Genomic DNA, 25,855 nt, shown 5'->3' with positions numbered 1-25,855 from the left:
ATGATTTAGAATCTACGACTTTGAGGTGAAAAGATGGCTTCGCAAAATACAGAAAAAGATTTAAATACGGTTGCCGATGAGACAATCGACAGCGTGAACCGATTCGTCGAGTACTTTAAAGATACAGACATGTGGATTGGTTTAGGGATCAAGCTCGCCGGTGTGGCGCTCATCATCCTTGGTTTATATATCGCAACACGCATTTTGACAACGATGGTCGAGCGCGTGTTTACGCTCCGCAAAATAAAAGAACATGATATCGTCGCCCAGCGACAGAATGAAACGTTATTAAAATTAGCCCAAAACACAATCCGCTATGTGATCGGGTTGATTATGGTCTTGACGGTGCTCGGACAATTCGGTGTGAATATCGCCGGTTTGATTGCATCAGCCGGGGTCGCGGGTCTTGCAATCTCATTCGGGGCACAAAGTTTGGTGAAAGACGTCATCACAGGGGCGTTCATCATCTTTGAAAACCAATATAAGAACGGGGATTACGTCAATTTGAACCAACAAGTCGACGGGACGGTCATCGAGGTCGGAATCCGGACGACGAAGTTAAAAGGATTAAACGGACAAGTGACGATTATTCCGAACGGACAAATCTTACAAGTGACGAACTACTCGCTTGAAAACAGCGTCGCTGTTGTCGATATTGGGGTTGCGTACGAAGAAGATATGTCAAAAGTAGAGCAAGCGCTCAAGGAAATTGCGAAAACGGTCGAAGCACGCTATCACGACTTGTTCATCAAACCAATCGACTTAGCTGGAGTGCAGTCGCTCGGACCGTCGGAAGTGGTGTACCGATTAATGGCGGAAGTCCCGCCGACCCAGCACTTCGCAGCTGGTCGAATTTTGCATAAAGAGTTAAAGGCTGGACTTGACGAGCGGGGGATTGAAATTCCATACCCACGTACGGTCATGATGCCACCGAACTCGGCTCCTAAAGGAGGAGAAGCAGAAAATGCAAAGTAAAACCTATGCATTGAACGATATTGTGGAAATGAAAAAACCACATGCCTGTAAGACGAACCGTTGGCAAATCACGCGTGTCGGGATGGACATTCGAATCAAGTGTCAAGGCTGCGGAGCCAGTGTGCTCATGCAACGCCGTGATTTCGATAAGCGATTCAAGAAAGTGCTTGAACAAGGGAACGCCGCCGAATAAGCGGCGTTTTTCTTTAGGTTATGAACGTGAGTTGCGGTTTAATCGTGGACTATCTATAATTGTGAAGGATGTGACGGTGTGGTGTACTGAATGTACCCACTCCACAGACGGCTTAACATTTCCCGGGAAACACCGGATGAGGAGGAAATACTAGTGGGATTAACAGCAGGAATTGTCGGATTGCCAAACGTCGGGAAATCGACATTGTTTAATGCGATTACACAAGCAGGAGTCGAGGCGGCCAACTATCCGTTCGCGACGATCGACCCGAACGTCGGCGTCGTAGAAGTACCGGATGCGCGCCTTGATCGATTGACAGAACTCGTCAAACCGAAAAAAACGGTACCAACAGCATTTGAGTTTACAGATATCGCTGGAATCGTGAAAGGTGCGTCAAAAGGTGAAGGTCTCGGAAACAAATTCTTGGCGAACATTCGCGAAGTCGATGCGATTTGCCAAGTCGTCCGTTGCTTTGAAGACGAGAACATCACGCACGTCGCAGGTCGTGTCTCACCAATCGATGACATTACGACTATCAATCTTGAATTGATCTTAGCTGATCTTGAGCAAGTCGATAAACGCATCGCACGTGTTCAAAAAATGGTGAAGGCAAAAGATAAAGGTGCGGTACAAGAACTCGAAGCACTCGAAATCGTGCGAGATGTTCTTGAATCAGAGCGCCCGGCACGTGTCGCTGAATTATCAGAAGATCAACTCGCGATCGTCAAACACTTCCAATTGCTTACGATGAAGCCGATGCTTTACGTGGCGAACGTGAGTGAGGATGAAGTGGCAGATGCCGATTCGAACGAGTTTGTACAAGCAGTCCGTGATCACGCGGCAACAGAAGGGTCGAAAGTCATCGTCATCTGTGCACGAATCGAAGAAGAAATTTCAGAACTCGAACCGGAAGAACGCCTCGAGTTCTTACAAGATCTCGGAATCGAAGAGTCAGGACTTGATCAATTGATCCGTGCGGCTTACTCGACACTTGGTCTTGCGACATACTTCACGGCAGGTGAGAAGGAAGTTCGTGCTTGGACGTTCAAACAAGGGATGAAAGCCCCACAATGTGCTGGTGTCATCCACTCTGACTTCGAACGTGGATTCATCCGTGCCGAAGTCGTGTCGTATGACGACCTTTCAGCAGCAGGAAACATGACGACGGTGAAAGAACAAGGAAAACTTCGTTCAGAAGGAAAAGAATACGTCTTCCAAGATGGCGACGTTGTCACGTTCCGCTTCAACGTATAAGTTGATTTACGGAAACGTATTGTAAAAGTTAAGGAAGTTTGATAGTATATTATGACGTGAGTAAAACAATTGTTTGCTCCTTGCTCCTACAACCGGTAGGGGCCGTTAGTCCAAGAGGAGGTGAAAGATAATGCGTAAATACGAACTTCTTTACATTATCCGTCCATCAGTTGATGAGGAAGCGAAGAAAGCTTTAATCGAGCGCTTCAACAACGTCATCACTGAAAACGGTGGTACTGTTGAAAAAACAACAGACATGGGTAAACGTCGTTTCGCTTATGAAATCAACAAGATGCGCGAAGGACACTACGTTCTTCTTAACATCGTTGCTGAACCTAAAGCGATCTTAGAAACAGAGCGTCTCATGAAGATCTCTGACGACGTTGTCCGTCAAATGACAACAAAAGACGAGCGTTAATCCTTAACGTTTCGTATCGTGAAAGGGGAGCTTGGAGATGATTAACCGAGTTGTGTTAGTTGGTCGATTGACTCGCGATCCCGAAATGCGTTATACGCAGAGCGGAATCGCCGTAACACGCCTTACTCTCGCTTGCGATCGTCCATTCGCTGGACAAGATGGGAAGCGCGAGACGGACTTTATTGATTGTGTCGTTTGGCGCAAACAAGCAGAGAACGTAGCACAATACTTGAAAAAGGGCAGCATGGCCGGCGTTGACGGTCGCCTTCAAATCAGTAGTTACGAAGGACAAGATGGCCAACGTCGTTACCGGGCAGAAGTAGTCGCAGACAGCGTACGCTTCCTTGAACCACGCGGAGCCTCAGGGCAACGTGAGCAAGCACCATCTGGAGATGTCTTCGGTGGTGGTGAATCAAGTGGATCAGGATGGGGCGCAGGAGCCGCTTCGACTTCATCTCAGTCCTCGAATTCGAATAAAGGTTTTGACGCAGATCCGTTCTCGGGTGGCGGCAAAATCGACTTGTCAGATGATGATTTGCCATTCTAATCATCATGGACAATAAAAACTAACCTATAAAGGAGGTCTTCACATGGCACGTCGTCCAGGAGGTCGTCGTCGTCGTAAAGTATGTTTCTTTACGTCGAACAACATCACTCATATCGATTATAAAGACGTAGAATTGCTCAAACGCTTCGTTTCGGAGCGTGGTAAAATTCTTCCACGTCGTGTGACTGGTACTTCAGCGAAATACCAACGTCCACTTACTGTCGCTATCAAGCGCTCACGTCAAATGGCTTTGCTTCCATACGTTGCAGAGTAATTGTTTGACGAACGGCTTATCCTCTTGGATAAGTCGTTTTTTTGTATTTCATCTCGTCTGTAAGTGTGTAAGTGAAACCGACGAATATGGTATGATAGAGCAGAAACCTTTACGATTCCATGGGTGAACATTACTCATTTTAGGAGGCATACATGCACAGTGGTGAAGCATTAACATCCGTGAAGAACCAATACGCGCGGCACATGATTCCATACGTGATTGGATTCCTTGTCTCGTTAGGATTGGCGTTCTACAACATTGTGGCGGCAATCACCCTGTTTATGGGCACGCTGATTTTTTTCATCTATCAGCAAGTGACGATGCGACGGGAGCGTAAAAATTGGGAACAGTATGTCCTCTCTCTCTCTCATCAAATCGAAGAGGTCGGAAAAGAAGCATTGACGACGATGCCGATTGGGATTTTAGTCTTTGACCAGGACCGACGGATCAGTTGGTATAACGAACAATCACGATTGATTTTCGAACTCGATATGGCGATTGGAATACCGCTTGATGCGCTCCATTCCGCCTTCGATGAATTGATTGAAGAAGAAGAGGATGAAGCCACGATTGAAGTGGGTGACCGTGTCTATCGTGTTTATTACAATCAAATCCATCAAACCCTCTATTTATTTGATATGACCGAAGAAGCGGAGATGGAACAAAAGTATGTTCAAACGCAGACGGTTATCGGTATTTTGTATTTAGATAACTATGACGAGATGTCGACTGCGGTGGATGAACAGGTCCGTAGTGAAGTCAATCGTCGGGTGACGGTACTCCTCAATCAATGGGCGCAGCGGCATCATATCTACATGCGTCGTACAGCTGCGGACCGCTTTTTCCTCGTCATGAATGAACGGACGCTATCTGAACTTGAAAACAACCGCTTTTCAATCTTGGATGAAGTGCGTGATGCGACGAAGGAACAAAGAATCCCGTTGACGTTATCAATCGGGATTGGGTGCGGTGAAACGACATTGACGGAGCTCGGTAATCTCTCTCAGTCGAGTCTAGATTTAGGACTTGGCCGTGGTGGTGACCAGGCAGTCGTTAAGCGTCATAATGGGAAAGTTCGTTTCTTCGGCGGGAAGACAAATCCGACCGAGAAGCGAACGCGTGTCCGGGCACGTGTCATCTCGAACTCGATGCGTGACCTCATTCGGGAATCGAGCCGTGTCCTTGTGATGGGACATAAGAATCCAGATATGGACTCGCTCGGGGCTTCCATCGGTGTCATGAAATTGGCCGAGTTTGTCGGGCGCGAGGCGTATGTCGTCATTCCATCCGGTGAGACGAGTGTCGGCATTCAGCGGCTCGTCCATGAAGTAGAGAACGATGACTCGTTATACAGCCAATTCTTGACCGAGTATGAGGCGCAGCCACTCATCGATGAACAGACATTACTCGTCGTCGTCGATACACACCGTCCGTCCCTCGTCATTTCAAAAGACATTTTGGATCGGTCGGAGCGGGTCGTCGTCATCGACCACCATCGTCGCGGGGAAGAGTTTATCGAAGATCCGGTTCTCGTGTATATGGAGCCTTACGCATCATCAACGAGTGAGCTCGTCACGGAATTGATTGAGTATCAGGCGGGAAGTCGAAAGCTCTCTATTTTAGAGGCAACGTCACTTCTCGCGGGAATCATGGTCGATACGAAAGGATTTACGCTCCGTACGGGATCCCGTACGTTTGATGCGGCATCCTTCTTACGGATTCAAGGTGCTGACACGGTTCTCGTACAGCACTTCATGAGACAAGATCTCGATGCTTATATCGAGCAGTCTCAGATTTTGAGAAACACCGAAATTTATGCAGGTGGGATGGCGATTGCGGTCGCTTCTGACGACGAGGCACACCATCAAGTGTTGATTGCTCAGTCTGCAGACCAGTTGCTGAATATGGAAGGCGTCAAAGCCTCGTTCGTCATCGCCGTCTTACCGGACGGGCGTACGGGAATCAGCGCGCGGTCGCTCGGTGACGTCAACGTCCAGGTCATCATGGAAATGCTCGATGGCGGTGGCCATTTGACGAATGCGGCGACGCAACTTGAAGTGAGTCGCGAACAAGCGAAAGTCATGTTGAAAGAGGCAATCGATCATTACGTAACAGATGAAACTGAAGGAGAGGAATTAGAATGAAAGTCATTTTGAAAGTAGATGTAAAAGGACAAGGGAAAGCTGGAGAAGTGAAAAACGTGGCAGACGCTTACGCTAAGAACGTCTTGTTCAAGAAAAACTTGGCAGTGGAAGCGACACCAGGAAACCTGAAAGCATTCGCGGCTAAAGAACGTCGTGCCGAAGAAGCAGCAGAAGAAGAGTTGAACGAAGCGAAACAACTCAAAGAAAAGCTTGAAAAAGAGACGATTGCCGTCACGACGAAAGCCGGTGAAGGCGGTCGCGTGTTCGGTTCGGTCACGAGCAAGCAAATCGCGGATGCCCTTAAATCAATGGGCTACAAAATTGATAAGCGTAAAATTGAACTCGAGCATCCGATCAAGGCGCTCGGTTTCACGAAAGTGCCAGTGAAGTTGCACCATGACGTCGTCGCGACGTTGAATGTACATGTACAAGAAGCTTGAAGGTGAGGTAGAGACGGATGAGTGATGCGATTCAAGTCAATACACCACCGCATAGCGTGGAAGCGGAGCAAGCCGTCTTAGGGGCAATCATCCTCGATTCGGATCGGTTGATTACGGCCTCAGAGCGGGTCGACCCGGACGACTTTTATCGTGTCAGCCACCAACGCATCTTTGAAGCGATGCTAAAGATCAATGACCGAGGCGAGCTCGTCGACTTGGTCACGCTCAGTTCCGAGTTACAGGCGCAAGGGATTTTGGACGAAATCGGGGGCCTCAACTATTTGGCGGAGGTCGCGGAATCCGTTCCCGCCATCGGGAACATCGGCTATTACTTGAACGTCGTCGACCAAAAGGCGGCACTCCGTCGCCTGATTCGAACTGCGACCAACATTGTCTCGGATGGTTATGAGCGTCAAGATGAGGTGGATTCTGTTTTATCTGATGCCGAGCGAAATATTCTAAAAGTATCGCAGCGAAAAGGACAATCGAGCTTCCACCCGATTGGTTCTGTCTTATCCGATGCGTACTCGACGATTGAAAAGCTACATCAGTCGAGCGGTGAAATCACCGGGATTGCGACCGGGTTCACGGATTTGGATAAGATGACGGCCGGTTTCCAACGAAACGATTTGATTATCGTGGCCGCCCGTCCATCTGTCGGGAAGACCGCGTTCGCCTTGAACATCTCGCAAAACGTCGCGGTCCGTACGGGTGAGAACGTTGCCATCTTCAGTTTGGAGATGGGTGCCGAGCAACTCGTCATGCGTATGTTGTGTGCGGAAGGGAACATCGATGCCCAGCGCCTCCGGACCGGTCGTCTTGAAGCGGAAGATTGGGGTCGTCTCTCCCTTGCGATGTCGTCGCTCTCCCAAGCAGGCATCTACATCGACGATACACCGGGTCTTCGGGTCAACGAAATCCGAGCCAAATGTCGCCGATTGAAGCAGGAACATGGTCTCGGGATGATCATGATTGACTACTTGCAGCTCATCGTCGGGAACGGGAAACCGGGCGAGAACCGCCAACAAGAAGTATCGGAAATCTCACGTACGCTCAAAGCAATCGCACGGGAACTACAAGTACCGGTCATCGCCTTGTCTCAGCTCTCACGTGGCGTAGAGAGTCGTCAAGACAAGCGACCGATGATGTCCGATATCCGTGAATCGGGAGCAATCGAGCAGGATGCCGATATCGTCGCCTTCCTCTATCGTGATGACTATTACGATAAAGAGAGTGAAGACGCCAATACGATTGAAATCATCATTGCGAAACAACGTAACGGTCCGACCGGTACGGTCAAGCTCTCCTTCAGGAAAGAGTACAACAAGTTCGTCAATATGGAGACGCAAGCCTTCGCACCACCGATGTAACGTCGGTGGTGTCTTTTTTTGTATAGGATTAGATCAAAATGACGAACGAATAGTTACATCTTATATAAAACGTTCGGTATTCAATTGACTTTCTTGCTTTTCAAGTGTACACTTACGGATGGTTTGAACAGAACGTTGATTAATAAGGAGGATTCATTATGTCATCAGTAGTCGTAGTGGGAACGCAGTGGGGCGATGAAGGGAAAGGGAAGATCACCGATTTCTTATCGAAACAAGCCGAAGTCGTCGCGCGTTATCAAGGGGGAGACAACGCTGGTCACACGATCGTCTTCAATGATACGAAATATAAACTTCACCTCATTCCGTCTGGGATTTTCTATTCGGATAAGACGTGTGTCATCGGGAACGGGATGGTCGTCAACCCGAAATCACTCGTGACAGAACTCGCTTACTTACATGAACGGGGTGTGAGCACGGATAACCTCCGGATCTCGAACCGGGCGCATATCATCTTGCCATACCACCAGCTTCAAGATCGTCTCGAAGAAGAGGCGAAAGGTGACGCGAAAGTCGGTACGACACTGAAAGGAATCGGTCCAGCGTATATGGACAAGGCGGCACGTATCGGGATTCGCATCGCCGACCTTCTCGACAAAGAAGTGTTTGCGGAGAAGCTAAAGACTGTACTTGAACTAAAAAATCGCATGTTCGTGAAAATGTATGAAGTCGATCCAATCGAGTTCGATGACATCTTTGAAGAATACTACGCGTATGGTCAACAGTTCGCGAAATACGTGTGTGATACATCGGTCGTGTTGAACGATGCGCTCGACGAAGAGAAAAAAGTTCTCTTTGAAGGGGCTCAAGGGGTCCTTCTCGATATCGACCATGGAACGTATCCGTTTGTCACATCGTCGAATGCTGCATCAGGCGGCGTATCGAGTGGTGCCGGAATCGGGCCATCGAAGATTCATCACGTGGTTGGTGTCTGTAAAGCATATACGTCACGCGTTGGAGACGGTCCGTTCCCGACAGAGCTCGACGATGAGATCGGTCATACAATCCGTGAAGTCGGGAAAGAATATGGAACGACAACAGGTCGTCCACGCCGTGTCGGCTGGTTCGACTCGGTCGTCGTGCGTCACTCACGCCGCGTCAGTGGGATCACAGATCTTTGCCTCAACTCAATCGATGTGCTGACAGGTCTTGAGACGCTTAAGATTTGTACATCGTATGAGTATGAAGGAAAGCATCTTGACGAGTATCCACCGAACTTCCGCGTCCTTGAGAAGTGTGTACCGGTATACGAAGAGCTTCCTGGCTGGACAGAGGATATCACAGGGGTTCGTCGCTTTGAAGACCTTCCGGAGAACGCACAGCGTTACGTGCGTCGCATCGAGGAATTGACAGGAATCGAATTGTTGACGTTCTCGGTCGGACCGGCTCGTGAACAGACAGTCATCTTGCGTGATATTTACGAAGCATAAGAAAGGGAGCCACCGGGCTCTCTTTTTCTATTTCCACGGAAATGGACCACGCTTTCTAAGCTGTTTAAAAAGAGTTACAATGTAGGCATGTACGTTTAATGATAAGAGGAGGACTCACTGAATGGATCGTACGATTTTAGTGGTAGATGACGAACAACCAATCGCAGATATATTGAAGTTTAAACTTGAAAAAGAAGGTTACCAGGTGCACGTTGCCTATGACGGTGAAGAAGCACTCGTCAAAGTAGAAGAGATTCAACCGGATCTCATCTTGCTCGACATCATGCTTCCGCTCAAGGACGGCATGGAAGTATGCCGTGAGGTGCGGAAGAAATACGATATGCCGATCATCATGTTGACGGCAAAAGATTCCGAGATCGACAAAGTACTCGGACTAGAGCTCGGCGCAGACGATTACGTCACAAAGCCGTTCAGCTCACGTGAATTGTTAGCCCGTGTCAAAGCGAACATGCGACGTCATGCGACAGCACCGGCGCCAGAAGCAAAAGGAGCCAACGCGAACGATATCGTGATCGGCGACTTGACGATTCATCCGGATTCGTACATGGTGACGAAACGGGATGAGAAGATCGAATTGACACATCGCGAGTTCGAATTGATTCATTACCTCGCCCAAAACATCGGGCAAGTGATGACGCGGGAGCACTTGCTCCAAACGGTATGGGGCTATGATTACTTCGGTGATGTGCGTACCGTGGATGTCACAGTACGTCGTCTTCGTGAAAAAGTTGAGGACAATCCATCGACTCCGACGTATATCATTACGCGTCGTGGCGTCGGGTATTATTTGAAGGCAGGAGAAGAAGATTAAACGATGAAACGGACGAACTTCTTTAAATCAATCCAGTGGAAGCTCGTCGTCATCTATGCGCTGCTCATTCTCGTTGCGATGCAAGTCATCGGCGTGTACTTTGTGCGTTCTTTGGAACGGCAATACATCAACAACTTCTCGCAGTCACTTGTCGACCGGGCGAACCTACTGAGCTATAACATCAGTGAGGGGACTGCCGCGAACGAGAGTGACTTGACCACGGACCAGCAGTTGAACCAGTTACTGGATCAGCTGCTGTCTGAATTTACAGAGAGCACGACGCTAGCTGACGACATTCGAGAAGTCCAAATCATCGACACGAACAGTGTCGTCCGGGCAACCTCGAACCAAAATAATCAAAGTCTCGTCGGACAACGGACCGCGAGCACGTTCATTCAAAAGTCATTCGCGACAGGCGGGGCGCAAGAGACGCTCGTCTATGAAGATTCAAATGACCGAATGCGCGTCGTTGCCGTTCCGATCAAGTCGGAAGTGGACGGTACGACGACCGGGATGATCTATATCGAGGCATCGATGAAGTCCATCTACAACCAGATGGAACAAGTGACACGTATCCTCGCAACAGGGACGTTGATCGCACTCATCATCACCTCGTTCCTCGGAATTCTCTTATCGCGCACCATCACGCGACCGATTGCCGATATGCGGAGGCAGGCCGTCGAGATGCGGAAAGGGAACTTCTCACGAAAAGTTAAAGTGTATTCGGATGACGAGGTCGGTCAACTCGCTTACGCATTCAATGAATTGACGGACGAGTTGATGGAGGCGAACGCGACGACGGAAGCCGAACGACGCCGCTTGACGAGTGTCCTTGAGAACATGTCCGACGGTGTGGTCGCGACCGACCGCTCGCTACGGGTCATCTTGATGAACGACCAGGCGCGCGACATGATTGGGGTCGATGAAGAAGAGGCGATGGGGACGAATCTACAAAATCTCCTCGCATTCGAAGAGGAAATCATCATTCCGGAAGACGGCACGATGCCGACGAAACTGATTGACCTCAGTACGGATGAAGAATTGTTCCTCGTTCGTGCCTATTTCTCACCGATTCAAAAACATAGTGGACCAATCACAGGTCTCATCGTCGTCTTGCATGACGTCACGGAACAAGAACAGGTCGAACAGGACCGCCGTGAATTCGTTGCGAACGTCAGTCATGAATTGCGGACGCCGCTCACGACGATGCGTAGTTACTTGGAGGTTCTTGCAGAAGGTGCTTATCAGGATGAGGAATTGGCGCCACGTTTCTTAGAGACGACGCAAAACGAGACGGAGCGGATGATTCGCCTCGTCAATGACTTGTTGCAGCTCTCGAAGATGGACAGTAAAGAATATAAGATGCAGAAGGTGAAGTTCGACTTTGTGCAGTTCTTTAACGACATTATCGACCGTCACGAGATGACGAAAGGGGATGCGATTCAATTCCGTCGCAAACTGATGAAGCGTCGTGTCTACGTGCATGCCGATCAAGATAAGATGACCCAAGTCATCGACAACATCATCACGAACGCCATCAAGTTCTCACCAGAAGGCGGGACGATTACGTTCCGGACGATGCTTCGGGCGAAACGCCTCGTCATCGGCATCAAGGATGAAGGGGTCGGGATTCCGAAGTCGAACTTGAAGAAAATTTTCGAGCGTTTCTATCGTGTCGATAAGGCACGGGCGCGTAACATCGGTGGTACCGGGCTCGGTCTATCGATTGCCAAGGAAGTCGTTTCCGCTCACGGTGGCGACATCTGGGCAGAGAGTGAATTTGGAAGAGGTACAACGATTTACTTCACGATCCCGTTCGATACGATTGTGGAGGTGAATGATTGATGAAACGGTTTACGATTGCAAAGCCGGAACTGTGGAAGTCGTTCATTTTGCTCACGTTAATCGTCACGTCGATTGTTCAAACCATCATCTTGTGGGACTACCATCCCACGTATCAGGCCGTCCAATCTGAAACGCAACTCACGACGGTGGACGAGTCATTGCAGCGTCGAGCGGACCAGGTCATCATTCCCGTTCAAGCGGTCGTGCATGACAACAATGCTGTGTTCGCTTCAAAGAATACACCGAAGCAACTGATGCGTGTCATTCGGGATTCATTTGAAGCGAGTGAGTTCAAGCCGCTCGCTGTGAAAAACGTCCCGAGTTTCTATACGGATATCAACGAGGGACTGGAGTTGATCTTACCGGAGGCCTACTATGCGGACACGCTCAGCTATATGCTTCCGGGAACGTATAGTCTGTCTGGGAAGATTCCACAGCGAATCCTCATTTATATGGATGACAGTGCGTTCAACATTCGTGCCATCATGAGCGACCAGTCCATTTGGGAAGGGAAGTTGACGAAAGTCGGAAACGGCGATGTGAACAGTCTTTTCTTAAAAAACTCGAGTCGAACGATGAAGCGCGTGACGTATACGGATGAACGCGTGAATTATATCCCGGTCGTCGGACCTGAGATGAATGAGTTGTTCGCGTATGACGTGTCGTCGATTCAAATCGACACTCGTCTCGACTGGATGCGAGATACGTTCTTCCCAGGTGACCCGAACGTTCAAGAAGTCGACCCGGCAAGCTCGGTCGGGGCGTTGACGAATGGTGTCAGTGTGGCGGAATATGATGCGAAACTGAACGCCAGTCGCTATCGAAACCTGTCCCGGAATAGCACCGAGCGTGATACAGCAATCGGGTTAGATTCCATTGTGGAATTCGTGAACTTCCACGGGGGATGGGTCGATGAAGCGTCTGAGAATCAAGGGCTGTCCCTTCGATTCGATGCCATCACACCGGCCAATAAAGGATTTGAAACGACCGTGTTCCGTTTTCACGTGAAAGGGTATCCCGTCTTCAGTCAGCGTGAAGCGTTTATCAACAACGATGCCATCGATTTATCCACATTACGTGTGGAAAACGACGGGGCACAGGTCCGGTCAATCACACGTAACCACTTGGAAATCGATCGCCTGATCACCGTCGGCACGACACAGTTGGCTGATGCGGATGAGGTGCTCGGTACGCTCATCAACTCCGGACGATTTGAGAACGTGACCGAGATTCGAATCGGTTATGAGATCGAATATAACGAGGACACGAGCCGCTATGTGACGTTTTCACCGAACTGGTTCGTGCGTGAGGCGGGCCGTTGGGTCCCATACAATCAAGGAGACGATTGGACAGAAAGGATGATGTATCGTGGATTGGAGTAAAGCGAAATCGATTTTAATCTTCGCCTTCCTCGCCTTGAACATCTATCTGTTGTTTCAATTGCTGACGGAAACATGGGCGACCGAAGTCGTGACGAATGACAACACCTCGATCACGCAGATTTTAGACCAGCGGAACGTCGATCCGGCAAAATTGCCACGGATGGGTCGAGATATCGGCTATTTGACGGGTTCGTCTGAAGAGATGTCAGCTGCGATGATCACGAAAAATCGGGAGGCGCAGCTCGCGACGACGCTCGACAACATGCAACTCGAAGTCGAGTTGAAACAACCCGTGCCGCTCGATGCGAAGGATTTGCGGACGACCGCTTCGACGTTTGTGGCGGAATATGTTCCGTTTGGAAACGAGTACGCCTACTGGCGCTACGATGAAAAAACGAGACAGGTTGCTTTCGTACAAACATTCGAGGACAACAAGATTTTTTCAGCACCTGAAGTCGAGGGTGGCACGGAAATGTACATCGGTCCGTCCCTCATCCTCATTCAGTTGAACGAGTCGTTCGAAGTGACGGATTATAAACAGCGTCATTTAAAAGACCTCTCCTCAAAAACGCAAGATGACCTCGTGTTGACGGCCAGTGAAGCCATCTCACAACTCGCGTCTCGGAAGTACTTCCAACCGAACCAGGAGATGCGGGCCATCAATACCGGATTTTACAGTTTACCGCTCGACAGCTCTGGCAGTTTGATCATCATGCCACCGCTTTGGTCGATCGGAATTGATGATCAGGTCTACTTCGTCAATGCAATCGATGGAACAGTCGAGCACGTGGAGTTTGAAACGAAAGAATGAAAGGAGTGATTGCGTGACTTTACAGTATAGTGTGTTAGCGAGCGGGTCGACCGGAAACGCCCTCTATATCGAGACGGAACGGACGAAGCTGCTCGTCGATGCCGGATTGACCGGAAAAGCGATGCAACAGCGCATCGAAGCCATCGGTCGGTCATTTGACGGAATCGACGCACTGCTCGTCACCCATGAGCACTCCGACCATATTAAAGGTGTCGGGATATTAGCACGTAAGTATAATTTACCGATTTATGCGAATGCGAAGACATGGGCGGCGATGGAATCACTGATTGGAAAGATTGATCCTGCCTTGAAGTTTCAAATCGAAGTCGGAGATGTGAAACAGTTCGGGGATATTGAAATCGAGACGTTCAACGTGAGCCATGATGCGGCAGACCCAATGTTTTATCAGTTTGCCCATGACGGGAAACGATTAGCCCATATCACCGACACGGGTTATGTCTCGGACCGGATGAAAGGAATCATCCGTGGAGCGGACGACTTCATCTTTGAGTCGAACCATGACGTCTCGATGTTGCAGATGGGGCGTTATCCATGGAGTGTCAAACGACGAATCCTCGGCGACTATGGCCACGTCTCGAACGAGGATGCAGCCATCGCGATGAGTGAGGTCATCGGTGACCGCACGAAACGGATCTATTTGGCCCATTTAAGTAAAGACAACAACATGAAAGAGCTCGCACAGATGAGCGTCTCACAAACACTCGGCATGCGAGACGTCGACTTAGGTCGAATCAAATTGTGCGACACGGACCCGACAATCCCCACTTCACTCGTTTCTTTATAAGGAAACTTGGGAAAAGACAGTTATCACACTGTCTTGAAGGGGGGACGCGTCGTGAACGAAGAGAGACACCATGAGTATGAACCTCAAGACGTCGAACCTGAAGTACACGAAGCAACAGAAGAGAAATCGACGTATCCGTCTCGGAGCGAATGGCGACCGAAGCAAGAGGAGCACGTACGCCATAAGCCGAGACCAAATATAAAACCGTTGTTACTCGGAGGGGTTGGCGGATTCTTAGGAGCGGCTTTGTTTTTTGTCATCGTGATGCTCTGGGATTCGCCGACCTCTCGTTTTGTGACGAATGAACTGACGCGGACCGAACAGGCCGTCACCGTCACCGAATCGGACGTCACGACCGCTGTCCTTGGGGCGAAGACGTCCGTCGTCAGCATCACCAATATCCAGCGTGCGTTCACCTCGGACTCGCAATGGGAGGCGGGTGCCGGATCCGGTGTCATCTATAAAGTAGAAGGAAACACGGCCTATATCGTCACGAACTTCCATGTCATCGAAGAAGCGGACGAGGTCAACATCGCCTTTTCCGATGGTCAAATCGCATCGGCAACCATTTTAGGCGAAGACCCGCTCAACGACTTGGCTGTCGCTGAGGTCGAGTTACCAAAAAACATCGATGTGGAGCCGATTGTTCTCGGTGACTCCACCGTTCTCCAAGCTGGCGAGACCGTCATGGCCATCGGAAATCCGCTTGGTGTCTTCTCAAACTCGGTTACGCGTGGTATCGTCAGTGGTGTCGAGCGGACGGTGCCGGTCGATACGAACAGCGACGGCTTGATGGATTATAACGCGGAAGTCATTCAGACGGATGCGGCCATCAACCCGGGGAATTCGGGTGGTGCGCTCATCAACATTCGTGGAGAGCTCGTCGGAATCAATTCGATGAAAATCGCCGAGGCGAGCGTAGAAGGGGTTGGATTCTCCATTCCCGTCAACGTGGCGCTACCGGTCATTGACATGTTAGAACGCGACGGCAAGGTGACGCGGGCACAGCTCGGTGTCACGATTCAGGAAGTCATCGCTGTACCCGGAAACATCCGAGAAGAGTATGGAATCTCCTTCGACCAGGAAGACGGTGTCTTCGTCGAAGAAGTGACACCGGGTAGTCCGGCTGAAGAAGCGGGACTGCGTGTTGGAGATGTCATCACGAAAATCGGAGACCGGGAGATCAAACGATACGTCGATTTACGCGATGCGCTCTATCGTGATGCGACGGTCGGTGATACGATTACCATTGAGTATTTACGTCGCGGGGAAGCAAGAAAAACCGAGGCGACATTAACTGAAGCAACATAAAGAAGCGGCGACGCTTCTTTTTTAAGGAGGAAAAACTGTGGAAAAAAAAGTATGCAAGGAACATGTTGAAATCGCTTTAGACATCATTGTGGATGAAACAGGTGAATACCCGTTGCTAGAGGAATTATCCACAAGTGAACACGTGACATGTGAGTTCTGTGAAGCCGATGCAACATATATTGTGTCAAGCAAAAACTAATTATCAACATGTGGATTTGTGGATAACTCTGTGGATAACCCTATGGATAACTCCAAAAAAACTGTGGAAAAAGGAAGAATTGGATGAATATTTCAATTATCACGGTCGGCAAACTGAAAGAAAAATATTTAAAGCAAGGAATTGCCGAGTATACAAAGCGGCTGTCTGCCTACGCAAAAGTGCAGGAAATCGAGGTCTCAGACGAAAAAGCACCCGAGCATTTGAGTGAGGCAGATATGTTACTAGTAAAACAAAAGGAAGGCGAGCGGATTTTGGCGAAGATATCTCCAGATACGCACGTCATCGCCTTGGCGATTCAAGGAAAGCAGCGGACGAGTGAAGAGTTCGCCCGTGAACTCGATCAACTCGCGACGTATGGAAAGAGTAAAATCGCCTTCGTCATCGGGGGATCGCTCGGTCTGTCGGACGATGTGATGAAGCGAGCGGACGATACAATCTCGTTCTCGAAGATGACGTTCCCTCACCAACTCATGAAGCTCGTGTTGTGTGAGCAGATTTATCGGGCATATCGAATCAATCGGAATGAACCATACCATAAATAATTTCAAAACCTGTGTTTCTTATATGAGATACAGGTTTTTTTCTTGCTTAAAAATAGAAATACAATTGTTGTTGTAAGAATCAGCCATTACAATATAGATAATTACCATCAAAAAATAATTTTTTCATTATATTTAAAGGAGATTCGTTACATATGGAATCGAAAAAAGATACATTGACGAGAAAGCGGACTTCTACGTTTCAACGGTATTTATTACCGATTACGCTTGTCTCATCGCTTATCGTATCAGGTTCAGTAAGTTACATAGTGAGCAAGTTGAATCAGTCTGAATCAGAAAAAGTCTCTGCTGATCAATCCTCTCAAATGAAAATTGAGCAAATGCAACAAGATTCACTCGCCGTCATTGAAGAAAAAACCCCGAAAATATTAAATGACTTAAATGAGTATGAGAAAGATTTATCTGAGATTGTGAATCAAGTTGAGTTGGTGAATGAAAAGTTATTTCCAATCCGAGATCTCTTAGAACAAATTGATTCAGCCACTCTTGTTTTATCTGGCGTTAACAGCATGGTGAATAACCCGCTTTTGGGAAAAGTCAGTGGATATGTTAGTAATACAAATAATGCTTTGACAGAATTGGATGCCATTTTATTTCGATTAGAGCATTTATCACAAGTAAAAGCAGATATGAAAAAAACTCGCGAACGGGTCGAGCAATCATATAGTGACTATCAAAATTCACATGACCCAGTGAAACTAATTGATATTGAAAAAGAGCTAGATTCTGAGTTGATTTATCAAATTGAAGATATCCGGAATTCGACTGTTGAGGCACATGAGGCATTAGAAATCTCTTCGAAGGTTCTTTTGTCAGTAAATAAAACGATCTCCACTTATTATTCGTTCCAGTCATCGAGTGAAAAAGTAATCCAATCTCTGCAATTTTGGAAAGAGAAGAAACAAGTGACTAAGATTGATCAAAGCCAACATGAACAATTTATGAAAGAGCTTGATGAATCGTCTGAACGATTGAAAAATTTACCGGAGGATTTGGCTAAACGTTCTAATGAAACGATCTCTTCTATCAATTCGGTGAAGTCAGAACTTCAAATGATTCGTCTGACAGAAGCTTTACAGGATTGAAAATTTTATCACAAGGAGACTACGATGAACGCTACGATTCACCTCCTAACAAATCGACTGGATTCAAACTTTCTAAACACCTTCGAACGTTTCCAGGAAACGCATCGCATCTATGCCGTGGATCCAAATGGTGAGCTTTATCAAAAAGACGAGCACTATATTGATGAATGGGACGATGCGAAAAAACAACAGGTCATCGAGATTCTCAACTACTACATCGACCGTGGCGGAGTTGTTGTCGCAATCCAAAATGGTGAAACGTTACTCGGCTTTGCCGGACTGGATGGACACCTGCTCGGACCGGATGATCAGTATTTGAATTTGGGCTTCATTCATATGAGTCGTCCTTTCCGAGGTCAGGGAATCGGAAAGCGATTATTTGAACGTGTCTGTCAGGCAGCAATCGAACGAGGTGCGAAGAAACTATACATCGGGGCGAATCCGGCTATTGATACGTATCATTTCTATGAAGCGATGGGATGTACGTTAGCCGAAGAAATCGTGCCAGAAGTGTACGAGGCAGAACCACTCGACTTACAACTCGAATATGTTTTATCATCTCCTGAGATCGCATCATAACGATGTGGTCTTTTTCATACAAAAAATCGCTCAACTTCAAGCTTTATCTCCTATGAAGAATTGAGGATTTCGAAAAATTGTGATAGAATCACAAGGCAAATGATTATCATTATCAGTCGATAAGAATAGATGGAATCGAATAAGGTTGAGTGAATGTGAAAGGATGAATACAATGAGCACGCTTGAAGCATATAACATGGCATTTCGAAATGGATTGGAACTAGAGGACGATGTGGTCCTTGAAGAGATGAAGCTTGGGGAATCAACGGAGTGGGATTCGATTGGACATATGACCCTCATCGCTGAAATCGAGGATGCGTTTGACGTGTATATCGACTCGGATGAAATGACAGAGTTCCATTCGTATCAGTCTGGTATCGCGTTGTTGCAACGTCTCGGTGTGGACATCCAGTCATGACGCTTTTTCAAACACTCGAGCAGTACACGGATCGTGAGGTGGTCTATGCGGACCGCTCTTATTCATATAAAGAGATGATGGAAGTCGGGGACTCGATTTGTCAGGAAGTCGGCGAACGGTCGCTCGTCTTCTGTTTATGTGCTAACCGAGTCGAGTCGCTCTTCGCATATATCGGCTTTCTCCGTGGACGAGTCGTCCCGGTCTTGCTCGATGCAGATATTCCAGTAGAACAATTACAGAAGTTGATGGAACGGTATCAACCGACTCACGTCTGGGCTCCGGAGACGAGGGAGGATTTGGCTGAGTCGCTAGATTCTTTCTATGCTTATGGCGGCTACGCCCTATTTGAAAACGAAACATCGGTTCGCCACCAACTTCATGAGGAGCTTGCCCTTCTGTTGACAACTTCCGGTAGTACAGGGAGTCCGAAACTTGTTCGCCTCACATACAAAAATCTGATGGCGAACGCTTCATCCATCATCGACTATCTCGACATCGATCAAACGGATAAACCAATCACGACACTTCCGATGAACTATTCGTATGGACTCTCCATCATCAACAGTCATCTGTTAAAAGGAGCGACCCTCATCCTGACAGACCGCTCAATCGTTCAAAAGGAGTTTTGGGAGCTATGTCGTGCCGAGAAGGCAACCACGTTTGGTGGGGTCCCGTTTCATTATGAGATGTTGAAACGATTGAAGTTTGAGACGTACGACCTCCCAAGCCTGAAGAAGTTGACGCAAGCCGGTGGCAAGTTAGATCCGAAGCTTGCGCAGCACTTCTCAACGGTATGTGAAGAAAAAGGAATTCAATTTTTCATCATGTACGGTCAGACGGAGGCGACGGCCCGGATGTCGTATTTACCGGATCGGATGCATGCGAAAAAAGCCGGTAGCATCGGAATTGCCATCCCTGGTGGAACGCTCTCGTTACGAGATGAAGCCGGGAACGACATCAAAGATGCGAATGTGACGGGCGAACTGGTGTATCAAGGCGACAACGTGTCGTTTGGGTATGCGACCTCGTTAGCGGACCTTTCAAAAGGTGATGACAATCACGGTGTTTTACGAACAGGTGACATGGCGTATCGTGACGAGGATGGATACTTCTTTATCGTCGGCCGAATCAAGCGCATGATCAAACTGTATGGCAGTCGAATCAGCCTAGACGAAGTCGAGGCGCTCCTTCGAGAGCATGGACATGACTCCGTCTGTGCCGGGGAAGACGACCAGTTATACGTGTATACGTTACAAGATGACGTTGCACGCATTCAAAAAATCATCAAAGAACAAATCAAGGTGAAAGGTGTTCGGGTGATGCAGATTGACGAGATTCCGCGTAATGCGTTCGGGAAGATTCGTTATGCCGCATTGCCGAAGCGAGAACTTGTGACCACCTGATTGTCAGGAATCGGTATATCATCAAGTTTCATAACATCAGGTGGTAAATATGACTTTTATTTCGATTGAATTTCTCTTATTTTTAACACTCATCGTTGGAACGTACTATATGGTTCCACATCGATATCGTTGGGTGCTCCTTTTGTTGGCGAGCTATGTCTTTTACGCCACGTTGAGCGTTCAATTCATCCCGCTCCTGCTGATCAGTACCGCTTTCACCTATGTGATTGGAATTCTGATTGAGAAACAGGAGAAGAAGGAGCAGAAAAAACGGCTCATGTGGGTCGGTGTCTCGGTGCTCGTCTTCTTCCTCGGCTGGTTCAAATATTTTAATTTCGTCAATGATTCGCTCCGTTCATTTGCTACATGGAGCGGATTTGATTATGACGTCCCGTATAGAGAAATCGTCTTACCGTTGGCGATTTCCTTTTATACGTTCCAGGCCATCAGTTACGTCGTGGACGTCTCGCGCGGGAAGCAGAAGGCGGAGCGTCATTATGGCTATTTCTCGGTTTATTTCGCCTTCTTCCCACAACTTGTGGCAGGTCCGATTGAGCGGGCGAAAAAACTGTTGCCGCAGTTGAAGACGGAGCAACATCTTGACTATGACAACATCAGCTACGGCATCCAGCGCATCATTTGGGGATTCTTCAAGAAGACATTGATTGCCGATCGGTTGGCCCCGATTGTCGCGAGTGTGTTCAATAGCCCGGACCCGACCGGTTCGGAGATTGTGCTCGCGACGATGTTGTTCTCGATTCAACTGTTCGCGGACTTCTCGGCATGCAGTGACATCGCGATCGGCTGTGCACGCTTACTCGGGATTCGCTTATCGGAAAACTTCAAGCAACCGCACTTCGCCGTATCGATTGCCGACTTCTGGAACCGCTGGCATATCACGCTTTCGATGTGGCTACGGGATTATATCTTCATGCCACTCGCGAAAGGAAAGAAGAAACGCGAACAAATTTATGGTGCCATCCTTGCGACATTTTTAGTAAGTGGAATTTGGCACGGAGCCGCATGGAACTTCGTCTTATGGGGACTCATTCATGGAATCTATCGCGTCTTCGGAGATCATACGAAACAACAACGTGAAAAAATGGCGTCATGGGTCGGATTTGACCGTGTGCCGACACTGCATCGGTGGTGGAAAATCGCCATCACGTTCCAGCTCGTCTGTTTCTCACGTGTCTTCTTCCAGTCGCACTCCATGGCGGAGGCGTTCTCGCATGCCAAACTGTACGTGACGCCTTCTTCATGGGCACCGTCAGGCATGTTGCAGGCGATTCAAATCTTCTCATTGCTCGATTTGATCATCTTCCTCGTCGTCTTTGTCGTCGTTCATCTGTTCCAACATATCGAGCGGACGAGAGGTTCGGCTTGGGATTGGATGGCACGTCAGTCTGCCGTGACGAGTGTGGCCATCAACTTGTTCTTGATTATCTCAGCGTTCTTATTTGGCGTGTCGAGCCAAGGATTTGTATACGGTGGGTTCTAAGATGGATGGAAAGGAATTAGCATGAAGCGTTTAGGAATCAAAATAGGTGTCGTATTACTCGTCATCATCGCAATCTTCATTCCCGTCAACGAGTTCGTGAAAGAGTCGTGGGAATATAATAATAACCGAGCTGTCCTTGCCTTCAAGGAAGACCCTCACCCGGTCGACATCATCAATTTGGGGACGTCCCATGCGATGTACGGGTATTCATTCAAGTCGCTTGGATTATCGCATCTGGATTTGGCGTTACCGAGTCAGCCAATCGAATATGACTTGAAGATGTTAAAAGAATACGATGAACATCTGAAGCCAGGTGGGGTCGTGATTGTGTCGTTATCACAAATCACCTTCAGCAATTCGAACGTCGGTCGGAAAGAAAACTACTATCGCGTCTTGGAACGGGAAGACTTGGAGTCGGTCAGTTGGTTCAACTACTATACACACGAACGCTTCCCTGCATTAAACAGTGGGAGTGCCTACGCCGCCATTTCCCGGGAAATCCGAGATTTTCGCTTCGATGCGCATAAGCCATGGGAGAATGGGGGGCTGAACTATTCCGAGCGTAAGTATGAGGAAGTCGCCGCCCAATATGAGAATGCCGTGAACAATCACGAGATTGAAGAGAATATGGCATATTTACAAGACATCATCGATTACTGCAAGAAGAAAGGGTATCGCGTCGTCTTGGCGATGGAGCCGGTCCATTCGTCGTATCATGCGTATTTCGACGAAGCGGTCATGGAACGCCTCGTATTTCAGCATTTAGAAAAATTGGATATCGATGTCCCATTCCTCAACTACATGGGGGACGAACGGTTCATTCACAAACAATCCTTCTTCCATAACCCGGACCATTTGAATGGGGACGGGCGAACGTTATTGTCTACGCTTGTTTATGAAGATTTGAAGCGGTTGGGGTATATTCAAGATGAAGATGATAATATGGAACGGGAGTGATTCCAATCGAAACAATCTATTTAGCGGGCGGATGTCTATGGGGCGTTCAAAAATTTGTGAGGACATTACCTGGCGTCCTTTCAACTGAAGCGGGACGTGCGAACGGAACGACGGACACGTTGGACGGGGAATATGACGGATACGCGGAGTGCGTCAAAACGACGTTCGATCCGGACGTGGTGACGGTCAATGATTTGATGGGCTATTTATTTGAAATCATCGACCCATACAGCATCAACCAACAAGGAATCGATGTCGGAGAGAAGTATCGAACGGGTGTCTACAGTGAGGAGTCACAACATGTGATGGAGGCGCAGGCATTCATTGATCGACGCTCGGATGCGAAGCGGATTGCTGTTGAAGTCAAGCCGCTCACAAACTATGTGCGAAGTGCGGACGAGCATCAGGACCGCCTGACGCGTTGTCCGGATGATTATTGCCATATTCCGAAAGACTTATTAACAAAATATCAGAACGTGTCATCATCAAAGCGTCTCTTCTGAGATGCTTTTTTTCATTTTTTCCCAAATGAGTAAAGCTAAATGGACGCGTTTCATGTCTAATGAGTGTAAGGGAAAAAACGAAAAGGGGGGACGTTCGATGAAACGTCTCATTCAGAAAGCGCAACGAGGTAATGATCAGGCTTTCTTAAAGATCTTTCAGCATTACGAGGCCGACCTATATCGGATGGCCTACGTGTACGTCAAAAATCCGGACGATGCGCTCGACGTTGTGCAAGAAGTCGCTTATCAAGCATTTAAAAAGATCAGAACGTTACGGGAACCACAATTTTTGAAGACGTGGTTGATGAAGATCACCATCAACTGTGCGCTCGATGTCATGAAGAAGAGACAAAATGTGATTCAATTGAAGAAGGAGTTTGAAGAGTCAATCGGAATTGCGGAAACGGATTACGCGATAACGATGACACTCGCTGATATGATGGATTCTCTTCATGAGGATGAACGCAGTGTGGTCGTGCTGAAATATTATCAGGACTACACGTTTCAACAAATCTCAGATTTATTAGAATGGCCGATTGGTACGGTGAAGACAACCTTGTATCGGGCCGTCGATAAATTGAGACGAGAATGGAAGGAGGCTGATTGCTATGGATCGTGAGATGAAGCGAGTGTTGGCAGACATCGAAATTCCGGGTGAGCTACGGGAGCGGGGGCGCCAAGGTGTGAAGCGAGCGAAACAAGAAATGCGCCGGGAACCAGGATTTATCCGTCGGCGGTTGATGACGGTCGGAATCGCAGCGGCACTACTCATCCCGACTGGTGCATTCGCTTATCAATCCCTCTTGGCGGATGAGTTATACGGTTCGTTTGACGAGATGAAAGTACATATCGTCAGTGCTACTTTAGAGAAATACTTGTTATTGGACGCCAAATTGAATCAAGCGAAAGGAGTATTGGGTGAGGCAGAATATAATGAGTTCGAGCGAGGTCTGAGCATCTTCACGGATACGCGAATCGCTTATGGAAATACGAACGGAAATGTCGATTATGAAGCGATTCCGAAGGCGGAACGAGCGGAAGTGAAGCAGGCACTTGCTGATCTTCAGCCATACTTCGATCAATTGAACGATCAGCCTGCTGCACGTGATGTGTTGACTGCTGACGAATATGACGCATATATCGAAGCGCTTATGCGAGAAGAATCGATTCGAGTACGTGCTGGGGAGTATGTCGAAGACATGCCGGATGAGTTGCGACAGTCTTATGAAGAGGCACTCGCGATTATTCGAGAGGTCAATCGGAAGCAACAACAAAACTAGTCATGGTTCATAAGGATGGGAAAATATGTTATCTTCATCATGTTCTCATTCAGAAAATGAAAAAGAGGTACAAACATGTTCACATTCGGAATCATTGGTGGTGCAAGTCTTCTTTTAGTGGCGTTCGTCTTCGGCGTGACATATCTTGTCATCCGATCCATTGTAAAAATGATGAAAAAGTAAAAGAAGGAGGTGGTCACTCAAATCGAGTGATCAACTCCTTCTTTTTACGTCCGTTCGAGAACATTCACGAGCATCTGATGGATGACAGTATGATCGTTCGGGTCATGAAGCTGATAAGGACTGCCGGGGAGCGTATATACATCTTTCGCTCCGACGTACGTGATGTGGAGTGTCAAGGAACCATCTTCCTGACACGCCGTCGTCAGTTCCAACTCACCACTGATGACACCGACTTCTTCCGTCATGACACCGTGGGTTGCCTTAAAGATCGAAGTGATTTCGTTCATTCGAAGACTCCTTTTCTAACTCAGTAACTGCAAGCATTGATGGCTGTCGTGAGTGCTGACTTCTCTGCTGATTGAAGGCTCAAGCCCCAACGACTCTTCGTTTCGACCCACATCTTCGCATACGCACAGCGAGCGCCGGTGCGAGGGGGTTGCCATGTCGACGGATCTTGGTCTCCTTTTGAGCGGTTCGATGAAGCGGACACCGCAATCAATTGAGGACCGTTCAAGTCGTTCGCAAAGCTTTGACGTTTTGTCGTCGTCCAGCTGCTTGCGCCAGAGCGCCATGCTTCAGCGAGCGGAACGACGTGGTCGATATCAATGTCAGAGGCTGAGGTGAACGTGATTCCGTCATAGTAACTGTACCATGAGCCAGTCGCAACCGGACATTCGTCGACGACCGAGTCAGCGTCTCGTTTCAAGACGATGTGACGCGTGTTACAACCGCTTCCTTGACTCGACCAGTGCGGGAAGAGGTCACGACTATACCCCGTCATCGACCCTTCATTTTTGACAGTGAGGGCATTCAGTTTCGTGAGCGCGTCCGCTTTCGATGGGATGTTCGGTGGGAAAGCAGAGACTGGTGTAGCGTCAAACGATGCGGAAATCCAGACGAGCAAGGCGACAAGTGCGACAGACATAAGTTTCTTCAACATATAAAGCCTCCTACTATGTATTTGGAATGAACACTTGTCGAGCAAGTGGGCAACCTTTCATCAAACAACTAGTGAGACAAACATCACGCGATAAATTCAACTTGATCATACACAGGACGATTTTGAAAAAGTGTGAAAATCTGCAAAATGATTAGAAAGACTATCGCAAATCCTTCT

General features: G+C 48.1%; 29 protein-coding genes. 27 read left to right on the top strand and 2 right to left on the bottom strand.

The annotated features are described in order from the left end of the window. Nucleotides 1-33: 33 nt before the first annotated feature. From ACFO4U_RS12355 to ACFO4U_RS12225, 27 genes are all read left to right on the top strand, one after another. A complete protein-coding gene (locus tag ACFO4U_RS12355; RefSeq protein ID WP_074035244.1) occupies nucleotides 34-975 on the top strand; it encodes a mechanosensitive ion channel family protein in 942 nt (313 codons plus the stop codon). Beyond that, on the top strand, nucleotides 965-1,168 hold the full coding sequence (locus ACFO4U_RS12350) for a DUF951 domain-containing protein (RefSeq protein ID WP_047795718.1): 204 nt from the start codon (nucleotides 965-967) through the stop codon (nucleotides 1,166-1,168). The genes ACFO4U_RS12355 and ACFO4U_RS12350 overlap by 11 nt, the downstream gene beginning before the upstream one ends. A gap of 153 nt (nucleotides 1,169-1,321) precedes the next feature. Beyond that, the gene (gene ychF / locus ACFO4U_RS12345; RefSeq protein WP_031424089.1) at nucleotides 1,322-2,422 is read left to right on the top strand and encodes a redox-regulated ATPase YchF; all 1,101 of its coding nucleotides are present in this window, start codon (nucleotides 1,322-1,324) and stop codon (nucleotides 2,420-2,422) included. Between the two features lie 130 nt (nucleotides 2,423-2,552). Next, nucleotides 2,553-2,840: a 30S ribosomal protein S6 gene (rpsF, locus tag ACFO4U_RS12340; protein ID WP_015880230.1), complete on the top strand. Its 288-nt coding sequence runs from the start codon at nucleotides 2,553-2,555 to the stop codon at nucleotides 2,838-2,840. Between the two features lie 37 nt (nucleotides 2,841-2,877). Next, the gene (gene ssb, locus ACFO4U_RS12335) at nucleotides 2,878-3,387 is read left to right on the top strand and encodes a single-stranded DNA-binding protein (RefSeq protein WP_015880231.1); all 510 of its coding nucleotides are present in this window, start codon (nucleotides 2,878-2,880) and stop codon (nucleotides 3,385-3,387) included. 43 nt (nucleotides 3,388-3,430) lie between these two features. Beyond that, nucleotides 3,431-3,661, top strand: coding sequence for a 30S ribosomal protein S18 (gene rpsR / locus ACFO4U_RS12330; protein ID WP_015880232.1), 231 nt, complete (start codon nucleotides 3,431-3,433; stop codon nucleotides 3,659-3,661). A gap of 152 nt (nucleotides 3,662-3,813) precedes the next feature. Next, nucleotides 3,814-5,805 carry a DHH family phosphoesterase gene (locus ACFO4U_RS12325; protein ID WP_214691421.1) on the top strand — a complete coding sequence of 664 codons (1,992 nt, stop codon included), beginning with the start codon at nucleotides 3,814-3,816 and terminating at the stop codon, nucleotides 5,803-5,805. Next, the gene (gene rplI, locus ACFO4U_RS12320; RefSeq protein ID WP_159563195.1) at nucleotides 5,802-6,245 is read left to right on the top strand and encodes a 50S ribosomal protein L9; all 444 of its coding nucleotides are present in this window, start codon (nucleotides 5,802-5,804) and stop codon (nucleotides 6,243-6,245) included. Before ACFO4U_RS12325 ends, rplI begins: the two co-directional genes overlap by 4 nt. Before the next feature lie 17 nt (nucleotides 6,246-6,262). Next, a complete protein-coding gene (dnaB, locus tag ACFO4U_RS12315) occupies nucleotides 6,263-7,615 on the top strand; it encodes a replicative DNA helicase (RefSeq protein WP_015880235.1) in 1,353 nt (450 codons plus the stop codon). Nucleotides 7,616-7,773: 158 nt separating this feature from the next. Beyond that, nucleotides 7,774-9,063 carry an adenylosuccinate synthase gene (locus ACFO4U_RS12310; protein WP_078145962.1) on the top strand — a complete coding sequence of 430 codons (1,290 nt, stop codon included), beginning with the start codon at nucleotides 7,774-7,776 and terminating at the stop codon, nucleotides 9,061-9,063. A gap of 121 nt (nucleotides 9,064-9,184) precedes the next feature. Then, a complete protein-coding gene (yycF, locus tag ACFO4U_RS12305; protein WP_015880237.1) occupies nucleotides 9,185-9,895 on the top strand; it encodes a response regulator YycF in 711 nt (236 codons plus the stop codon). A gap of 3 nt (nucleotides 9,896-9,898) precedes the next feature. After that, nucleotides 9,899-11,740, top strand: a complete 1,842-nt coding sequence (walK, locus tag ACFO4U_RS12300) for a cell wall metabolism sensor histidine kinase WalK (protein ID WP_074035234.1) — start codon at nucleotides 9,899-9,901, stop codon at nucleotides 11,738-11,740. After that, nucleotides 11,740-13,122: a two-component system activity regulator YycH gene (gene yycH, locus ACFO4U_RS12295; protein WP_159563197.1), complete on the top strand. Its 1,383-nt coding sequence runs from the start codon at nucleotides 11,740-11,742 to the stop codon at nucleotides 13,120-13,122. Before walK ends, yycH begins: the two co-directional genes overlap by 1 nt. Then, a complete protein-coding gene (locus tag ACFO4U_RS12290; protein WP_159563198.1) occupies nucleotides 13,109-13,933 on the top strand; it encodes a two-component system regulatory protein YycI in 825 nt (274 codons plus the stop codon). The genes yycH and ACFO4U_RS12290 overlap by 14 nt, the downstream gene beginning before the upstream one ends. Nucleotides 13,934-13,946: 13 nt before the next feature. Further along, a complete protein-coding gene (locus ACFO4U_RS12285; RefSeq protein ID WP_015880241.1) occupies nucleotides 13,947-14,738 on the top strand; it encodes an MBL fold metallo-hydrolase in 792 nt (263 codons plus the stop codon). A 51-nt stretch (nucleotides 14,739-14,789) separates the two neighbouring features. Continuing rightward, on the top strand, nucleotides 14,790-16,049 hold the full coding sequence (locus ACFO4U_RS12280; protein ID WP_214691419.1) for a S1C family serine protease: 1,260 nt from the start codon (nucleotides 14,790-14,792) through the stop codon (nucleotides 16,047-16,049). A 37-nt stretch (nucleotides 16,050-16,086) separates the two neighbouring features. Next, a complete protein-coding gene (locus tag ACFO4U_RS12275; protein ID WP_015880243.1) occupies nucleotides 16,087-16,248 on the top strand; it encodes a CxxH/CxxC protein in 162 nt (53 codons plus the stop codon). An 83-nt stretch (nucleotides 16,249-16,331) separates the two neighbouring features. Then, nucleotides 16,332-16,811, top strand: a complete 480-nt coding sequence (rlmH, locus tag ACFO4U_RS12270) for a 23S rRNA (pseudouridine(1915)-N(3))-methyltransferase RlmH (RefSeq protein WP_074034007.1) — start codon at nucleotides 16,332-16,334, stop codon at nucleotides 16,809-16,811. A gap of 152 nt (nucleotides 16,812-16,963) precedes the next feature. Next, the gene (locus ACFO4U_RS12265) at nucleotides 16,964-17,914 is read left to right on the top strand and encodes a hypothetical protein (protein WP_215244198.1); all 951 of its coding nucleotides are present in this window, start codon (nucleotides 16,964-16,966) and stop codon (nucleotides 17,912-17,914) included. A gap of 24 nt (nucleotides 17,915-17,938) precedes the next feature. Beyond that, entirely contained in the window at nucleotides 17,939-18,493 is a 555-nt protein-coding gene (locus ACFO4U_RS12260; protein WP_215244199.1) for a GNAT family N-acetyltransferase, read from the top strand. 172 nt (nucleotides 18,494-18,665) lie between these two features. Further along, nucleotides 18,666-18,911, top strand: a complete 246-nt coding sequence (locus tag ACFO4U_RS12255; RefSeq protein WP_015880247.1) for an acyl carrier protein — start codon at nucleotides 18,666-18,668, stop codon at nucleotides 18,909-18,911. Next, complete coding sequence (locus ACFO4U_RS12250; protein WP_215244200.1) at nucleotides 18,908-20,314, top strand: AMP-binding protein; 1,407 nt, start codon at nucleotides 18,908-18,910, stop codon at nucleotides 20,312-20,314. The genes ACFO4U_RS12255 and ACFO4U_RS12250 overlap by 4 nt, the downstream gene beginning before the upstream one ends. A 49-nt stretch (nucleotides 20,315-20,363) precedes the next feature. Next, a complete protein-coding gene (locus tag ACFO4U_RS12245) occupies nucleotides 20,364-21,815 on the top strand; it encodes an MBOAT family O-acyltransferase (protein WP_214691414.1) in 1,452 nt (483 codons plus the stop codon). A 21-nt stretch (nucleotides 21,816-21,836) separates the two neighbouring features. Further along, nucleotides 21,837-22,772 carry a hypothetical protein gene (locus ACFO4U_RS12240; RefSeq protein ID WP_215244201.1) on the top strand — a complete coding sequence of 312 codons (936 nt, stop codon included), beginning with the start codon at nucleotides 21,837-21,839 and terminating at the stop codon, nucleotides 22,770-22,772. Nucleotides 22,773-22,777: 5 nt separating this feature from the next. Then, entirely contained in the window at nucleotides 22,778-23,275 is a 498-nt protein-coding gene (locus ACFO4U_RS12235) for a peptide-methionine (S)-S-oxide reductase (RefSeq protein WP_214691429.1), read from the top strand. 97 nt (nucleotides 23,276-23,372) lie between these two features. Then, nucleotides 23,373-23,894 carry a sigma-70 family RNA polymerase sigma factor gene (locus ACFO4U_RS12230; protein ID WP_214691412.1) on the top strand — a complete coding sequence of 174 codons (522 nt, stop codon included), beginning with the start codon at nucleotides 23,373-23,375 and terminating at the stop codon, nucleotides 23,892-23,894. After that, on the top strand, nucleotides 23,884-24,555 hold the full coding sequence (locus ACFO4U_RS12225) for a DUF3600 domain-containing protein (protein ID WP_214691411.1): 672 nt from the start codon (nucleotides 23,884-23,886) through the stop codon (nucleotides 24,553-24,555). Before ACFO4U_RS12230 ends, ACFO4U_RS12225 begins: the two co-directional genes overlap by 11 nt. A 227-nt stretch (nucleotides 24,556-24,782) precedes the next feature. Here ACFO4U_RS12225 and ACFO4U_RS12220 read toward each other — a convergent pair whose 3' ends face one another. Both ACFO4U_RS12220 and ACFO4U_RS12215 read right to left on the bottom strand, forming a co-directional pair. After that, nucleotides 24,783-25,025, bottom strand: a complete 243-nt coding sequence (locus ACFO4U_RS12220; RefSeq protein ID WP_031424128.1) for a hypothetical protein — start codon at nucleotides 25,023-25,025, stop codon at nucleotides 24,783-24,785. Nucleotides 25,026-25,045: 20 nt separating this feature from the next. Next, entirely contained in the window at nucleotides 25,046-25,678 is a 633-nt protein-coding gene (locus ACFO4U_RS12215) for an HNH endonuclease family protein (protein ID WP_074035207.1), read from the bottom strand. Between the last annotated feature and the right edge of the window lie 177 nt (nucleotides 25,679-25,855).

Source organism: Exiguobacterium profundum (assembly GCF_042652865.1).
In the GTDB taxonomy this organism is placed as follows: Bacteria; Bacillota; Bacilli; order Exiguobacteriales; family Exiguobacteriaceae; genus Exiguobacterium; species Exiguobacterium profundum.
The sequence above is the reverse complement of the archived record's forward strand: the minus strand, read 5'-3'. Positions and strand labels throughout refer to the sequence as shown.

Excerpts from the sequence above, each read along its gene's own strand:
- ACFO4U_RS12355 (WP_074035244.1), top strand. The coding sequence starts at position 34 with ATGGCTTCGCAAAATACAGAAAAAGATTTAAATACGGTTGCCGATGAG.
- ACFO4U_RS12350 (WP_047795718.1), top strand. The coding sequence starts at position 965 with ATGCAAAGTAAAACCTATGCATTGAACGATATTGTGGAAATGAAAAAA.
- rpsF (WP_015880230.1), top strand. The coding sequence starts at position 2,553 with ATGCGTAAATACGAACTTCTTTACATTATCCGTCCATCAGTTGATGAG.
- ssb (WP_015880231.1), top strand. The coding sequence starts at position 2,878 with ATGATTAACCGAGTTGTGTTAGTTGGTCGATTGACTCGCGATCCCGAA.
- rpsR (WP_015880232.1), top strand. The coding sequence starts at position 3,431 with ATGGCACGTCGTCCAGGAGGTCGTCGTCGTCGTAAAGTATGTTTCTTT.
- ACFO4U_RS12325 (WP_214691421.1), top strand. The coding sequence starts at position 3,814 with ATGCACAGTGGTGAAGCATTAACATCCGTGAAGAACCAATACGCGCGG.
- rplI (WP_159563195.1), top strand. The coding sequence starts at position 5,802 with ATGAAAGTCATTTTGAAAGTAGATGTAAAAGGACAAGGGAAAGCTGGA.
- dnaB (WP_015880235.1), top strand. The coding sequence starts at position 6,263 with ATGAGTGATGCGATTCAAGTCAATACACCACCGCATAGCGTGGAAGCG.
- ACFO4U_RS12310 (WP_078145962.1), top strand. The coding sequence starts at position 7,774 with ATGTCATCAGTAGTCGTAGTGGGAACGCAGTGGGGCGATGAAGGGAAA.
- yycF (WP_015880237.1), top strand. The coding sequence starts at position 9,185 with ATGGATCGTACGATTTTAGTGGTAGATGACGAACAACCAATCGCAGAT.
- walK (WP_074035234.1), top strand. The coding sequence starts at position 9,899 with ATGAAACGGACGAACTTCTTTAAATCAATCCAGTGGAAGCTCGTCGTC.
- yycH (WP_159563197.1), top strand. The coding sequence starts at position 11,740 with ATGAAACGGTTTACGATTGCAAAGCCGGAACTGTGGAAGTCGTTCATT.
- rlmH (WP_074034007.1), top strand. The coding sequence starts at position 16,332 with ATGAATATTTCAATTATCACGGTCGGCAAACTGAAAGAAAAATATTTA.
- ACFO4U_RS12265 (WP_215244198.1), top strand. The coding sequence starts at position 16,964 with ATGGAATCGAAAAAAGATACATTGACGAGAAAGCGGACTTCTACGTTT.
- ACFO4U_RS12260 (WP_215244199.1), top strand. The coding sequence starts at position 17,939 with ATGAACGCTACGATTCACCTCCTAACAAATCGACTGGATTCAAACTTT.
- ACFO4U_RS12255 (WP_015880247.1), top strand. The coding sequence starts at position 18,666 with ATGAGCACGCTTGAAGCATATAACATGGCATTTCGAAATGGATTGGAA.
- ACFO4U_RS12250 (WP_215244200.1), top strand. The coding sequence starts at position 18,908 with ATGACGCTTTTTCAAACACTCGAGCAGTACACGGATCGTGAGGTGGTC.
- ACFO4U_RS12245 (WP_214691414.1), top strand. The coding sequence starts at position 20,364 with ATGACTTTTATTTCGATTGAATTTCTCTTATTTTTAACACTCATCGTT.
- ACFO4U_RS12240 (WP_215244201.1), top strand. The coding sequence starts at position 21,837 with ATGAAGCGTTTAGGAATCAAAATAGGTGTCGTATTACTCGTCATCATC.
- ACFO4U_RS12230 (WP_214691412.1), top strand. The coding sequence starts at position 23,373 with ATGAAACGTCTCATTCAGAAAGCGCAACGAGGTAATGATCAGGCTTTC.
- ACFO4U_RS12225 (WP_214691411.1), top strand. The coding sequence starts at position 23,884 with ATGGATCGTGAGATGAAGCGAGTGTTGGCAGACATCGAAATTCCGGGT.
- ACFO4U_RS12220 (WP_031424128.1), bottom strand. The coding sequence starts at position 25,025 with ATGAACGAAATCACTTCGATCTTTAAGGCAACCCACGGTGTCATGACG.
- ACFO4U_RS12215 (WP_074035207.1), bottom strand. The coding sequence starts at position 25,678 with ATGTTGAAGAAACTTATGTCTGTCGCACTTGTCGCCTTGCTCGTCTGG.